The organism is Candidatus Hydrogenedentota bacterium (genome assembly GCA_035416745.1).
Taxonomy (GTDB): Bacteria; Hydrogenedentota; Hydrogenedentia; order Hydrogenedentales; family SLHB01; genus UBA2224.
In genome coordinates this window covers 102729-116195 of sequence record DAOLNV010000008.1, presented here as the reverse complement: position 1 = coordinate 116195, position 13467 = coordinate 102729, and the positions used below count along the sequence as shown (strand labels likewise).

At 61.8% G+C, this 13467-nt stretch carries 9 protein-coding genes; 3 read left to right on the top strand and 6 right to left on the bottom strand.

Annotated features, from left to right (window positions below; all coding sequences use genetic code 11):
- The coding region (locus tag PLJ71_05085; GenBank protein HQM48038.1) for an HAD family hydrolase at positions 1 to 497 on the bottom strand (497 nt) is incomplete at its 3' end.
- Between the two features lie 188 nt (positions 498 to 685).
- On the opposite strand from PLJ71_05085, the gene PLJ71_05080 reads away from it, so the two are divergent.
- Positions 686 to 1768: a uroporphyrinogen decarboxylase family protein gene (locus PLJ71_05080; protein ID HQM48037.1), complete on the top strand. Its 1083-nt coding sequence runs from the start codon at positions 686 to 688 to the stop codon at positions 1766 to 1768.
- A gap of 151 nt (positions 1769 to 1919) precedes the next feature.
- On the opposite strand, the gene PLJ71_05075 is transcribed toward PLJ71_05080, so the two are convergent.
- The 3 genes from PLJ71_05075 to PLJ71_05065 form a co-directional block, all read right to left on the bottom strand.
- Positions 1920 to 4355 carry a mechanosensitive ion channel gene (locus PLJ71_05075; GenBank protein HQM48036.1) on the bottom strand — a complete coding sequence of 812 codons (2436 nt, stop codon included), beginning with the start codon at positions 4353 to 4355 and terminating at the stop codon, positions 1920 to 1922.
- 71 nt (positions 4356 to 4426) lie between these two features.
- Complete coding sequence (gene dgoD, locus PLJ71_05070; GenBank protein ID HQM48035.1) at positions 4427 to 5536, bottom strand: galactonate dehydratase; 1110 nt, start codon at positions 5534 to 5536, stop codon at positions 4427 to 4429.
- A 196-nt stretch (positions 5537 to 5732) separates the two neighbouring features.
- Positions 5733 to 8615: a pyruvate formate lyase family protein gene (locus tag PLJ71_05065; protein HQM48034.1), complete on the bottom strand. Its 2883-nt coding sequence runs from the start codon at positions 8613 to 8615 to the stop codon at positions 5733 to 5735.
- Between the two features lie 186 nt (positions 8616 to 8801).
- Between PLJ71_05065 and PLJ71_05060 the strand changes: the two genes are divergently transcribed.
- Both PLJ71_05060 and PLJ71_05055 read left to right on the top strand, forming a co-directional pair.
- A complete protein-coding gene (locus PLJ71_05060; protein ID HQM48033.1) occupies positions 8802 to 9161 on the top strand; it encodes a DUF2089 domain-containing protein in 360 nt (119 codons plus the stop codon).
- Positions 9158 to 10369, top strand: a complete 1212-nt coding sequence (locus PLJ71_05055) for a hypothetical protein (protein ID HQM48032.1) — start codon at positions 9158 to 9160, stop codon at positions 10367 to 10369. Before PLJ71_05060 ends, PLJ71_05055 begins: the two co-directional genes overlap by 4 nt.
- 45 nt (positions 10370 to 10414) lie before the next feature.
- On the opposite strand, the gene PLJ71_05050 is transcribed toward PLJ71_05055, so the two are convergent.
- Positions 10415 to 11296, bottom strand: coding sequence for a hypothetical protein (locus PLJ71_05050; GenBank protein ID HQM48031.1), 882 nt, complete (start codon positions 11294 to 11296; stop codon positions 10415 to 10417).
- An 89-nt stretch (positions 11297 to 11385) separates the two neighbouring features.
- Entirely contained in the window at positions 11386 to 13443 is a 2058-nt protein-coding gene (locus PLJ71_05045) for an alpha-L-arabinofuranosidase C-terminal domain-containing protein (GenBank protein ID HQM48030.1), read from the bottom strand.
- Positions 13444 to 13467: the final 24 nt, after the last annotated feature.

Here is a 13467-nt window from a genome sequence, read left to right as displayed (position 1 = left end):
CGCCGGTCTCCCACGACAACCGCCGGACGCACCATGATGGTCTTCATGATGTGATGGACCATGGCCGACTTGTGAGCAAATCCATGGCCTATGCACGCGTTGACCTGGAAAAACTTGCGGAGACCGTGTCCATCCAGGACCCGGGCCAGGTACGGAACGGAAGCATTGGTGCATGTCGCAAGAGCGTGACCGGCTCGTTTGAGAATTTCGAGCGCATCAAGAACGCCCGGGTACAAAGCATCCGTTGTTGAAATGAGTTCCTGTTCTCTCTCATTGATGGCGTCGACAATTTGCGCGGCGCGTTTGGGCGGACACAACCGTGCGAGCCAAGCCTCGTACTCCTTGACAGGGGCGCCGAACGTCGCCCGAATCGCGTCCTCACTGGGCGGAGTCAGACCGTAAGCAGTCAGTACTTCACGGATGGCCGGCACGGTCACAAGCTGCGATTGAAGTAGCGTGCCGTCTATATCAAAAATGATTAGCGCTGGATGTGGCAAAACACCCTCCCACTAAGCGATTGCCAATCTGAAAACCACTGGGTTGACCCGTCTGAAAACACCCAATTCTATCATTCCGGGTCTGGGAATCGGAAATCCGCTGCCCGGGCGGGAGTGGGGCCGTTGAACCGGACGCGGGCGGCAAGGCATGATGAATGCAGAGGCAGTGGCTTCGTGGGAGATTCGCCATGGCGCCGCGAAAAGAACGCGTAATGAAAGCATTGGCTCGAAGGGGGCCGGATCGCGTGCCTGTTTTCATGTGGTTTCATCCATCAACCGCGAGGCGCCTTGGCAAGCTGCTCGAAATCCCGGCGGGGGCCGTGGCGGAGGCCTTTGGAGACGACGTCAGACAAACGTGGGTCAACAACAACTACGCGATGGAAGGCGTGGTGCACGAGCATCAGAACGAGTCGCACACCGACGACTGGGGCATCACGTGGACGCGTCAGGGCGAGTTCAACCAGATCACCCGTTTCCCGCTGGCCGCAGAAACGCCGGAAGATGTGCTCAAATATGTGTTTCCGGAAGAATCCATCGAGTCGCTGCTCGCATTCATGCGGCCGGTAGCTGCGCAGGCGGACGATTTTTTCATCGGCTGCGACGTCTCGCCCTGTGTATTCGAGATGTACTGGAGGCTTCGCGGCATGGAACAGACCATGGTGGACCTCGTGGCCAACACCGATGTTGCCGAGACGATGCTGGGGCGCTGCGCGGATTTTGCCGTAAGACTCTCCGAGGAAGCGTGTGCGCGATTTCCGCTGGACTGGCTGTGGACGGGCGACGACGTGGCCGGCCAGCACGGCATGCTGATGAGCCCGGAACTCTGGCGCGCCATGATAAAACCGCACCTCGGGCGCGTGGTCCGCGTAGGCATACGGCACGGCCTTCCCGTCGCCTACCACTCGTGCGGCGCCGTGCGCGACATTATCCCCGACCTCATCGAGATCGGCATTGACGTCCTGAATCCCGTTCAGTGTAACTGCCCGGGAATGACGCCGTCGGACCTGAAACGCGAGTTTGGCGAAGACCTTGCTTTCATGGGCGGAGTCGACACGCAACGGCTGCTCCCCGCGGCTCAAGCCGATGAAGTCTATGCCGCGACCGCGAGCCTTATTGAAACCATGTCCGACGGCGACGGGGGATACATTCTTGCCGCATCGCACACAGTCCCGCCGGAAACCCCGGACGACAATATCTTCGCCATGTACAGGGCGGCGGGAATCTCGCGCGAGGAGATCTTCGATCGCGCCGCGGCGATTCGGGCATCGTGAATTCCTGATGTGTTACGCCTGTGCCGCGCGTTGAATGAGACCTGCACGTCTCCCGGGTCCTGCATAGCGTGCATCACACGTTATCGGCCGGCATTTTCCCGGGCCGCGGCAAAAGATGCATGGTCCCCGCACCGGGTGAAGCAGGCCGCCGTCACTCTCTCCGGGGTTTGCCGTCGGGCAAATGGGGCCTGTCAGGCCTTTCGTGTCCCTCCGATTCCGGCTCGACCAAAGAGACTCGGAGCGGACTCAGCGTGTCAAGGTGTACATCACGCTGGGGGTAAGCGATCGCGATGCCGGCTTCGCGGAACAACCGGTCAATCCGGAAACGAATATCGCTGCAGACAGTCCGATAATCCATCGGCCCGCCTACCTCGAGCCAGAAATACACCGTAAACAGCAACGTGCTTTCACCGAAATCTTCAAACAAGACAACTGGTTCGGGATTCTTGAGAATTCTGCCGTGTTCTTCCACCGCCTTTTCGAGCAGTTGCGCCACCTCGCGGGTGGGCGAGCCGTAGGCAACGCCCACTCTGACGGAGAACCGCAGCGTGGTATCGGAAAGGGTCCAGTTCACAACTTTCTGTTCGAGGAACAGGCTGTTAGGCACGAGGATATCAATCCCGTCGAACAGCTTCACTTGGCAGCACCGGCTGCCGATGTTGACAACACGGCCGCGAACGCCCTCGACATCGACGATGTCCCCCTCTTTGATGGGGCGTTCGATGAGCAGAATGATGCCGCTGATGAAATTGTTGATAAGGGTCTGAGCGCCAAAACCGACGCCAATGGCCAAGGCCCCGCCGAAAAACGCGAAGACCGTAAGAGGAATCTCCACCGTACTGAGAACGAGAAGCAGAACGATCACAACGAGGCAGTAATAGATGCCCTTTCCAAGCGATGCGGCGAATCCTTCGTCGGCACGAAAACGGGTGAGCACGACGGACCGGCTCCGCCGCGCTATCTTCTTGCTGAGGTACAGGCCAAGCAGCAATATCACCATGGCCATCATGATCTTGTTGATCGTGATGGACGATTCCTGAACCGTGAAGAGCGGATAGGTCCATACGCTCCGCAAGCGTTTGAGGAAAACCCTGGCCATACTGACGGCCGCGTCCCACCTCGATGTTTCCTGCTGGTGCACCTCGATCTCGCTCTGCCAGTGCCGCAGCAACCGGACCATGTCGTTGATTTGCGCCACGCCTCGCCGAAACATCTCTTCGCGCCGCTCGAGGGAGGCCAGCTCTTCGCGCGCCAGGGCTTCGTCGCCAAATTCCGGCCGCCACGCCGCCAGCCGGCTCTCGAGATTACCCACGAGCGCTTCGGTCTTGCGCAGGTTCGAATCGAAGAATTTCTTCCAGCTTTCGATGCCCTGAATTCGCTCCGTGATCACGCGGCGCACGCCATCAAGCTCGGCATAATCCTCGGTGTGCGCGAATTCGTAGCGCTGCCGCCACAGCGAGGACTCCGTGCTTCGTATGCTCGTCATCATTTGGAGGGCATCGACCTCGGCCGTGGCAGTCTCGGCCTGCGCCTGACGCACCTCGAGAAGGCGTTCGAGCCGGGCCAGGTCCGCCTGGCGTTTCTGCTCCTCCTGCTCGTTTGCGGCAGGAACCGCGTCGCGGGCTGCCCGAAGCTCCTCACGCGCCTTGGCCAGCACATCGTCGGCGGCCGTCTTTCTCTCCTTGGCCTTTTCCAGCTCCTGATCGGTCTTTCCCTGGGCCAGTTCGAAATCCTCGAGCTTTTTGTCGAGTTCCTCCCGCAGGAATGGGGCGTTCTGGATCGCGACGCCAAGTTTCTTTTGCGCGAACGCCCGGACCGCCTGATGGTGCTCGATGGATTCCCGCAACCCGCGGGCCTCGTCGTCGAACGCATCCAGGCCTGCCTGTGCGACAAGCTTGGCGATGCGGGTCTTGTCGGCCTGCCACTGGATTCCTCGGAGATCGCCAGAGCCGGAGGCGTTTTCAAGGGCTTCCGTTGCTTGCCTGTACTCCCGGTCCGCTGTCTCCAACCGGTCACGCAGTTTGCCAAGATACTCCTCGATCATGATCCCCTGATCGCGCGCAGCTTGAATCACCACGTCCTCTTGAAACACCTGGTCGCGCAGCTCGTCTACGAAATCGACTTTGTAGGGGGGCGGATTCTTGAACCCCTGCCACGCCGCAACCTGTGCGTCAAGGTCGGCGCGGGACTCGCGTGTCTCGACCAGCTTCTCGAGCACGGAGATGTTGCGCTGATAGGCCTGACAGAGGGCACGGAGCAGCGTCGTGCGTTCCTCGATCTCCTTCGCGTCCACCCCGAATTGCTGTGTAGCCTGTGCCTCCGTGACGGCCTCGGCGCTTTCATAATGGCTGCGGGCAATATCGAGCTTCTTACGCAACGCGTCGATTTGCTCGCTCAGGGGCGGCTCAGGCTGCTCCTGGGGCGTTTCAGATCGGGTACCGTTCGCGTTGGACAGCAACTCTTGAAGTTCTTGCGTCATCTGACCAGACGCAGGAAGCGCCCCTCCCCCAACCAGGAATGCTGCGAGGACGCCGCCAAGAAACACCACGGACGACGGTGAAAGGTACCAGCGCGTCCGCGTCTTCATGCCAATCATGCTTGAGTTCACCTGCTGTTGCTCCGCCAGAACGATACCAGGAATGCGCGGGCTCCCGCCAATTACCAGTCAGCCACCGAGCCGTCTTCGTGAAACAGCCGGGGGGTATCCCAATCCTTCCAGGGCATGGCCCGGACGGCTCTCTCGTCGACCTCAATGCTCAGACCCGGCGCGTCAGGCAGGAACACATGGCCGTTCTTTACCGTCAACGGCGCCTTCAAATACCCCTCGCCAAGCGAACCGTGTTCCTGAATAAGGAAATTCGGCGTACTGAGTGCGAAATGAACGCAGGCCGCCAGGGCGACGGGCCCCAAAGGACAATGCGGCGCAATGGCCATATAGTGCGCATCCGCCATGGCGGCGATCTTCTTCACTTCGGTGAGGCCGCCCGCATGAGCCAGGTCGGGCTGAAGAATGGCCGCGGCCCGCTTTTCAATCACCTCGCGAAAGCCATGCCGCCCATAGAGCCGCTCGCCGGTTGCTATCGGGATTGAGGTCGAGCGCTTCACATCGAGAAGCGCGTCGACGTTTTCGCATTGTACCGGCTCCTCGATGAAGAACGGTCTCAGAGGCGTAAGCACATCGGCGAGAGCAATGGCCACAGGCGGCGCGATCCGGCCGTGGAAATCAAGACCAATATCGGCGTCGCCCGCTCCTTCGCGCGCCGCCGCCACGCGCGCCTCGGCCTTTTTCAACACATCCAGCCCGTCCACGGTCTCGGTGGCATCCACGGGACAGAACTTCATGGCAGTGAAACCGCGCTCGACGCAGGCACGGGCGGATTCGCGGATTTCGGCGGGATCATTTCCGCCGCAGCCCCCGTAAACGCGGACTTTGGTCCGGCAAGCGCCGCCGAGGAGCTTGTATGCTGGCAGCCCCTGCATCTTGCCGAAGATGTCCCACAAGGCCATATCGACGCCGCTGAGGGCGCTCATGAGAACGGGGCCGCCCCGGTAGAATCCGGCCCGGTACATGCTTTGCCACAGAAACTCGATGCGTGCCGGGTCTTCGCCGACCAGGATACGGGCTAGTTCGCTTACGGCAGCCACCTGGGTAGCGGCATGACCCTCCAGCGTGCACTCGCCCCATCCCGCAATGCCTTCGTCGGTGTCGACCTTGCAGAACACCCATCGAGGCGGCACGGGAAACGCTTCCACCTTCGTAATCTTCATGCTTCGGCTCCTGGCCCTCGTTCGCTGCCGCCGAAGATTGTGAGCAAGTCGCACGGGAAGTTCAACACAATCACTCCCCCTTCATGGAAATTGCCCAGAACAGGAACCGCGTTGAACGCTACTGTAACGAGCTTTGGAACGTTTCCTGGGGTAGCCCCGAGCAAGCTCGGCACACAGCCCGCGGAAGAATGCCGCTCTAAACAATCTGCTGGGTGCGGTTAATGACCATGTCCTGCCAGTCTTTGGTCAGGGTGGCGAAACGGGCGGACCAGCCGGCGATGCGCACGGACAGGTTGGGGTATTTCTCCGGATGGCGCTGGGCGTCGAGGAGCATGGCCGAGTCCACCACGTCGGTGTGCATGAACCAGCCGCCCAGGCTCACAAACGTCCGCATGAGGGCAACCATGGCGTCGACGCCTTTCTCGCCCTTCACGCTTTCGGGATGGATCTTGAGTTCCACCGTGGCGCCGTTGGGACTGCGCGTGAAATCCAGTTTGCAGTAGGACCTGAGTACGGCCGTGGGGCCTTGCTTGTCCGTACCGGGTGACGGCGAGCAGTTCGTGGCCAGCAGTTCGCCGCAGCGGTGCCCGTCGGGCGAAGAGCCTGTATTGCGCCACTCGATCTCGCGGCCGAACGTGCTGATCCCCGCCGGGCGCAGCACGCCGTTGCGCTCCCGGACGCGCGCCACAAGGTCCGTGTAGTCGTTGAACACGCGGACCGCCATCGCGTCGGCTTCGTCATCGTCATTGCCGTAGAAGGTGGAGCGGTTCAGCACCAGCTGGCGAAGGTTCTCCTGACCCTCCCAATCGTTGCGCACGACATCCAGAAACTCCGGCAACGTGAGATAGTTGTCTTCATAAACCAGCTTCTTGATTACAAGCAGGCTGTTGGCGACGTTGGCCAGGCGGCCGATGTGCGCCGCAAACACGGTGTACGTGGCGCCGCGGTCGTGGTACGAGCGGCCTTTCTCGACGCACCCGTCGACGAACATCGACACGAGCGGCGTGGGCATGCCGTTCAGGGCCCAGCCGTCGGCCGCGCGGTGGTGTTCGTCGATGGCCCGCGCCAACCGCTCGAGGCAGGCGGCATACAGGGCCTCGAAATCCGGATAATCCACGGGCTCGCGGCCGCGCAGGGCGAGCGCATCCTGCAGGATGGACAGCCCGTCAAAAGGACGGTAGATGAAGCACGTCTTCCCGGGGATGATGGTCTCCCAGCAGCCGTCGTTGGCGAATGCGCGGGCCTCTTCGAGCGGGTAGCCGAATTTGACCAGCCCTTCGATGGCGACCTCTTCGTTGTAGGCCGCCACGATGCCGCCCCCGTGCCGCTGGACCTCCGCCATGCGGCGCAACAACTGCTCGGGCGAGGTGCTGTTGAGCCGGACGGCGATCGGGAAATCGCTGATATGCAGTTCCTCGACCACGTCGAGCACAAGGTAGGTGACGGCGTTAGTGACGTCCTTTCCGTCGGGACCGATGCCGCTCAACACGATATTCTGGTAATGCTGGGCGTCGCCGGACCCGCGGGTGTCAAACGCGCCAATCCACTCGCAGCCCTTGATCCAGAAATGGGCCAGCAACTCGCGCGCTTCATCGAGCGCGATGCGCCCCTCAGCGAGGTCGCGTTCCAAATAGGGTCCCAGCATGGCGTCAATGCGCCCAATTCCCGACCACGTGCCCATAAGCCGCTGGAACGCGTACATGAACCACAGCGACTGGACGGCTTCGCGGAAGGTCTGGGGCGGGTTCTCAGGGACGCGGCGCAGGGTTTCGCGCACTTCGAGATAGTTTTGCCGCTCTTCGCCCGTCGAGGTCTCGGCAAGACGGGTCAACTCGTCCATGTACCGCTGATGCCATGCCGACGCCGCGTCGAGGCACATCAGCATCGACGTGAGCAGGTCTTCGCTGGTGCGCGGGCCCGGGCTGAAACTGGCGGTGTTGTTAAAGCGCGACGCGTCGGCGAGAGCGGGCTTGCCGTCCGCTTCGCCCACACGCCACAGGCCGGCGGTATGCGGCTCGGCCTCCAAGGGCGCGCCGCCCGGGGCGATGTCGCGAATGGCGTTCGAGATGCGCACTTCCGCGATGGCCCCGTCGCATCCGATGCTATGGGGAGGGTAGGCGCCAAAGTACAACGCGCCCTCACCAGCGTCCGGCGCTTCTTTCGCCTGAACCGCTTCCGACGCGACTTGTTCTCCGTCGACAAACAGCGCGACGCGTACACCGTCGAACGTCATGGCGAGATGATGCCATTGGCCGTCGGCGATGAACCGGCCGGATTTCACCTCGGCGGGGGCATAGCCCGGCAAGTAAGCGCTGAAACAGCCCGTGCCAGCATACGAATAAATCTCCCAGTGCCGGCTGCTGTCCTTGTTGCGATTCAACACGAGCACGTTGAAACCGTCTTTGGAATTGATCCTGGCGCGGCACTCGACCGTGAGGGGCGGTGTGTCGTATTCGGCGCGGGGCGCCGCCGAGGCCCAGTGAGCGGCGTTGCCGCTGGTGCGAAATACCTTGCCGGGAGAATCCTCGGCGAGATACGCGGGCGCCGCATATTGGTTTTCGAAACCGCCCCGGGCCAGACGCTCTTCAATGCGTTTCCGGAGTCCCCCGTAGCCTTCTTGCAACACGCGGTCGAATCCCAGCGTGGTATGGCTGATGCTCGAGATGCCCGCCGCAGGGGTTTGATGAGCGGCTGCCTCGATCAATGTCGCTGAGCCCACTACTTTCTCGCCGGGAAGGATGCGAAGAGGAGCCCGTTCGGCGACCAGTTGACAAGCCTTGGCATAGCGAAGGTCCGGCGACAACGCGGCCACGGCGCTTTCGTCGAGGGCGAAATCCGTCTTGACCATCGAGCGGCCATGTTCACCGCCGAGCGCCCGTGCGGCCAGCTCGTGCGTCAGGTCAGACAGACGCTTGGGCGGCTCGGGCCGCCACGCCGCACTCCATTTTTGAAGCGCAACTTCGGCTTGCGTATGTGCCGCCGCATCGCCCATCAAATACAGGCCCCCGCCGAGCGCAGCCATCCGCGACACGGTACCTACGAAGTCTCTACGACTCATGTCTTTGCGCTGTCCCGGCATACGGGTCCTCCTGGACGGTTGCAAACGCACGATCCAAACCGCCCCGATTATACACGATGTCCGGGCGCGGTTTTCACCAAGAAAGCCCATCGCAGCCATGGCAAGAGCAAACCTATGTTAAAAATTTCAATTGACATATTAAAATCTTTGATCTATAAGTAAATTATTAGGAGCTTGGAGAACATAATGCCTAAAAGAATCGTCTCACAGTGTCCGGTTTGCGATAGTGCGATGGGAATCGCCCGGTTGCGCTGCTCGGAGTGCGGCACGACCATTGACACGCAACTGGGGATCCCCCCCTTCTTCGCGCTGCCGGAAGACCTTCAGCACTTCGTGCAGGTGTTTCTGCGGTGCAGGGGCAACATTCGCGAAGCGGAGAAGGCTTTAGGGATCTCCTATCCGACGGTCTGCAAGCGGTTGGAGCTGGTGAATGAGATACTCGCCAGCGTCCTGGAGCCCCTTGACCGGAATCAGGTGCTGGAGCGGTTGGAGCGCGGGGAGATCACGGCAAAAGAGGCGGTGCGGCTTTTGCGAGGGAGGTCATGATGGAACAGGTGGTCCGTGTGAGCGAGGTATTCTACCTGGGGCTTGCTGCTGTGGTGACGGCGTGGTCCGGCCTGCTGGGCATTCTGAATTTCTTCACGAACTGGCGGCGTTGGAAGCTCCGCCTCCACCATACGGCGTTGCTCACTCTGGCGATTACCCTGGCCGCAGGCGCTACGGCATTCTGGCGGGGTGTAGAGCTGGCCATGCCATTGGACGCCATTGTTCATGGTCTGCCACGCACTCTGACGGACTCTCCTGAAGCGACGATGCAGGCGCTTCGCAGCTTGTTGGCCGTGCCCTGCACCGTGCTCTTCGCCTTCGTGGCCCTGCCCTTTCTCATCCATCTCTATCTTAAATGGACCGGCCGCCTGTTGACCGGCCCGGAACGGGCGGGCGGCGTCGAGGGGATACGCGCGTGGCTCAGTCCGCGCCACGTGTCCTGGGTAATCTTGATGGCCCTGTTTGGGTGGCTGGGCCTCGCGTATTCGTTCTGGCTGCTACTGCTGGGCGGATTCGGCGCGCTGCTGCTCTTTCCAGCTATTACCCTTGGCGGGCCGATGTCCCCCCAGCCGCTCAGGGCGGGTGCGCGGGATGCACAACTGGGTGAAGAGCGCCGGCGCGTGCTGACCATGCTGCAGGAAGGCAAAATAAGTGTCGAGGAAAGCGCGGAACTGCTCTATGCCCTTGGCGAACCGGCGCCGTCGCGTTCGGGCCTCTCACCCGGCGCGGCGCGTTCGCGTACCATGCTCGCCGTCGGGGCGTTCATCGTGCTCGTCGGCTTCTTTCTGCCCTGGTTTTCGTTCGAGTTGAACGCCATCTTGCCGGACACGTTGCCCGTGCCCCTGCGCCAGACCTGGGAACAGTTCCAGGGAAACATGCTGGAAAACACGAACCATACGTTCACTTACTCTGGCCCGGACATCCGGAACGGGCTCGGCTGGACAATTCTCCTCCTGGCGGCGGGAGCGGCTGCGCTGCCATTTCTATCCATTCCCGCGGACGCCAAAGCGCGCCGCGGGACCATGTTGGCGCTGCTGGCCGCGGGTGTCGCACTCATGGCGTTCCTGGTGTACGACAGCATCCGCTACGCGAGTTATGGGCTCCTTATCGTCGTGCTCGGCTATGTTTTCACGTATATCGGCACGGTCTGGGAGTTCCGGCAGAACGGAAAGCGGGAGGCCGATGTCTTGGCCTCTTCGACATCGTGATGTTCTCTTGCGCAGTTAGAGCGAGACTTTCGGGCCGCGAGAGCGCTACGGCTTCCGCTTCTCCAGACACGACCTCACCCATGCGCGCAGGGCGTCACGGGCGGGGCTGGGCCGGAGAATCCAGGCGTCGTTGTGATTGCGGAAGCCGGTCGGAGTGAAGGTGAAGGGGGCTTCCACTCCAAAAGAGTCTATCATCTCCTGAATTGCCCCGAGACTGATGGACGCCCTGTTGTCCGGAAGGATTTCCTGACAGATGAACTGAGGCCGCCCGTTGAGGCGTTTGAGGCGCTCCCGGGCGGAGGCGCGGCCGCAATCGGGATACGGCCATGAGGTGTACAGGCCGTCGTAGTTGGCGTAAGGAATGAAGGCACGCCACAACCGCGCAATTTCGTCGTCGTGCAATCCGATGTAGTTGCAGGCGATCGAGCCGCGCGAGAAACCTGCCAGGATAACCGCGTCCGCGTCTCCCCCGTACTCTTGGCAGATGAAACGGACGGCCGTCTTGCAGTAGTCAATCGTCGGCCGGACCTGGTACTCCCCTTCGTCCCCCCACCACGTGGAAACGTTCGCGGTCCCGCTGCCGTTCAGGTAAGGCATGCAGACCCAGATGAACCCCTTGCCGCCCGAGATGCCGTACCCGAGTTTGCTGTCCTCGACCCGGCCCGTACAAATGTCGCCGTGCCCGTCGGGCCCGTACTTGTTTCCGGCGTACTCGACAATTACCGGATACCGCGCATCGGGTTTCCAATCGATTGGCAGGAACAGCGCGTGATACACCTGCGTGTTTTCGTAGCCCGGCGCCGTCTGTTTGACCCGGGACCCCGGTGCCGCAGCTCCTTCGGTCATCTCGGGAACCGTCAAATCGGGTTCCACGCTTCGGATATCGGGTATGGGCTCCGCGCAGGCCGCCTGACTGAGAACAAGCATAGCGAACAGGGCCCTCCATAAGACTTTCCAGAAAATGCGCCTCGGGGCCGCCGAATGCGGCGCCCGATCCCCTGTCTGGGCGGCGTCCCTCATCCTATCACCGCCATCACTACGCTGTTTGGAGGCAGAGTGAAGGACATGGTGTGTCCTGCAAGCTTGGCCTTCTTCTCGCTCTTTTCAACGGCGTCGGGGTTCTCGAGGGTATTGAACGATGCGGCGGAAGGCGCGGAAAGCACCGTGACGGTCGCCCCGGCAGCGTCGATGGGCAGTTGAGACAGGTCCCAGCGAATCTCGGTTTTTTCGCGCCGGTAGTTGAGCGCGATGAGGATTAACCGCTCGCGCGGGGCGTCCCACGCGGCCTGCGTCACGACGCCGGAATCCGCGACGCCGCTTTCGAGCCGGAGAGGCCACGCGGCGGGACACGCCGAGAACAATTCGAATACCCTTCCCGTCGCGGACAGGTAACAGCCTTCTTTCGGGCATTCGATCACGTTCTGCCCCCAGGTATTCGCAAGATTGTTGAAGTTGGCGAAGACGAACTCCCCGCCCAGGCGTTGAAACACGAGAAGCTGCTTCGCGGCGTTCATGGCGTACCGCCAGCGGATTTGCCGGTTCTGGAGCGTGGCTTTCAAGCCGCCGGAAGCCTGTTCAGCGGTGTCCAGGACAACCGGCACGTCTTCGCTCGGGGCCAGCCATTCGGTGTTGCACAACCGGATGTTGCGTCCGGATTTGGCGTTGTAGGCGCGCAGGGTTTCGAGAACGCCGCGCAGATAGCCCTCGTCGAGTTCGCGGTCGGTTACGAAGTCGATATGGGGCCCGGCGATCTCGAGCATTTCGGGCAGAAACGCATGAAACCGCCAATATCCGACCATGACGAGTTTGATGCCGGGGCCGGCGGCCTTCATGGCCTGGGCGAATTCGGCGCAGCGCTGGGCATACTCGAGCGCGCCGTATTCTCGATAGGTCTCGTTGTCGAGTTCCCAATAGGTGACGCCGAACGGTTCGGGGTAGCCCTGTTGTGCGCGCAGCGCGCCCATGGGATGTTCGGCGGAAGCGTTGCAATAGGCGACCCATTCCGCGGCTTCGGCAGGACTGCCTGTCATGACGTTGGCGCAGATGAACGGCTCGGCGCCGATCTCGCGGCAGAGGGATACGAATTCGGCGGTGCCGACATCGTTGTTTTCCAGTCCGCCCCAGTAGGTGCTTTCGCGGGGACGGCGCTCGTGCGCGGGGCCAATACCGTCACGCCAGTGGTAGAACGAGGCAAAACAGCCGCCGGGCCAGCGCAGGATGCGCGGGCGCACCTGCTTGAGCGCCCCGGCCACGTCCCGGCGCCAGCCGTGCACGTGGTCCAGCGGCATCAACGAGAGTCCATCCAGAGAGACGTTCGCGCCGGGCGGGACCGTAATCCCCAACGTGGCCCTGCCCTCGAAACCGCCGTTGGCCAACTCGCATTCATAACGCTGCCACGGGCCTGCGACGCCGCGAAGGGTCCCGCTGACAAGCGAGTCGCCGGTCTGCGCCTCTTTGTACAAGCCCACGGTGACGTCTATGGGCGGCACGTCCCGGTCCGCAATCTCGCCATGCCGCAGGTAGCCGCTGAAACGGTAGGTAATGCCCGGGCGCAGGCAGAGGCCGTCCTGCGCGAGCGTCGCCTTGGAGGTATTGTTGCGGTTGTTGAGACTGGCGGCGCGCAAACCGTGATGGAAGTCCCAGTACTCCGAGTAGTTCAAATGGGCCTCGGGATTGCCGGGAGCGACGTACCATTGGGGCTCCTCGTAACCCGAGTGCCACCAGTCCTCGGCGGCGAGGTCGTCTTCGGGCTTGCGGTTCAGCCATCCCCAAACAGACTCCTTGAGAGGCGTAACCTCCTCGAAGCTGCGATTGAACAACATCTCCGACCACATGCCGTCCACCTGGCGGCCGAATCCGCTCTCGATGAAATTGCCGTAGATCATCGGGTTGATGGGCTCGGAAACGAGTTCCTCGGGCGTCACGGTGACGCGCACCGGCTGTTCCGCTGCCTCGAGGCCGTCGGAATTGCCGAGCGGCGCGTTGCCGGGGGAAGCTCCGAGAACCGGGCTGGCTGTTGCCCAGGTGAACAGCAGCATGAAGACTGCCTTTGGCAGGTAACGGTTAGTACGCATTTCGCTCCATTCCCGACAGTTCTT

Coding starts and splice junctions, on each gene's coding strand:
- PLJ71_05080 (HQM48037.1), top strand. CDS start 686: ATGGCGCCGCGAAAAGAACGCGTAATGAAAGCATTGGCTCGAAGGGGG.
- PLJ71_05075 (HQM48036.1), bottom strand. CDS start 4,355: ATGAAGACGCGGACGCGCTGGTACCTTTCACCGTCGTCCGTGGTGTTT.
- dgoD (HQM48035.1), bottom strand. CDS start 5,536: ATGAAGATTACGAAGGTGGAAGCGTTTCCCGTGCCGCCTCGATGGGTG.
- PLJ71_05065 (HQM48034.1), bottom strand. CDS start 8,615: ATGCCGGGACAGCGCAAAGACATGAGTCGTAGAGACTTCGTAGGTACC.
- PLJ71_05060 (HQM48033.1), top strand. CDS start 8,802: ATGCCTAAAAGAATCGTCTCACAGTGTCCGGTTTGCGATAGTGCGATG.
- PLJ71_05055 (HQM48032.1), top strand. CDS start 9,158: ATGATGGAACAGGTGGTCCGTGTGAGCGAGGTATTCTACCTGGGGCTT.
- PLJ71_05050 (HQM48031.1), bottom strand. CDS start 11,296: ATGCTTGTTCTCAGTCAGGCGGCCTGCGCGGAGCCCATACCCGATATC.
- PLJ71_05045 (HQM48030.1), bottom strand. CDS start 13,443: ATGCGTACTAACCGTTACCTGCCAAAGGCAGTCTTCATGCTGCTGTTC.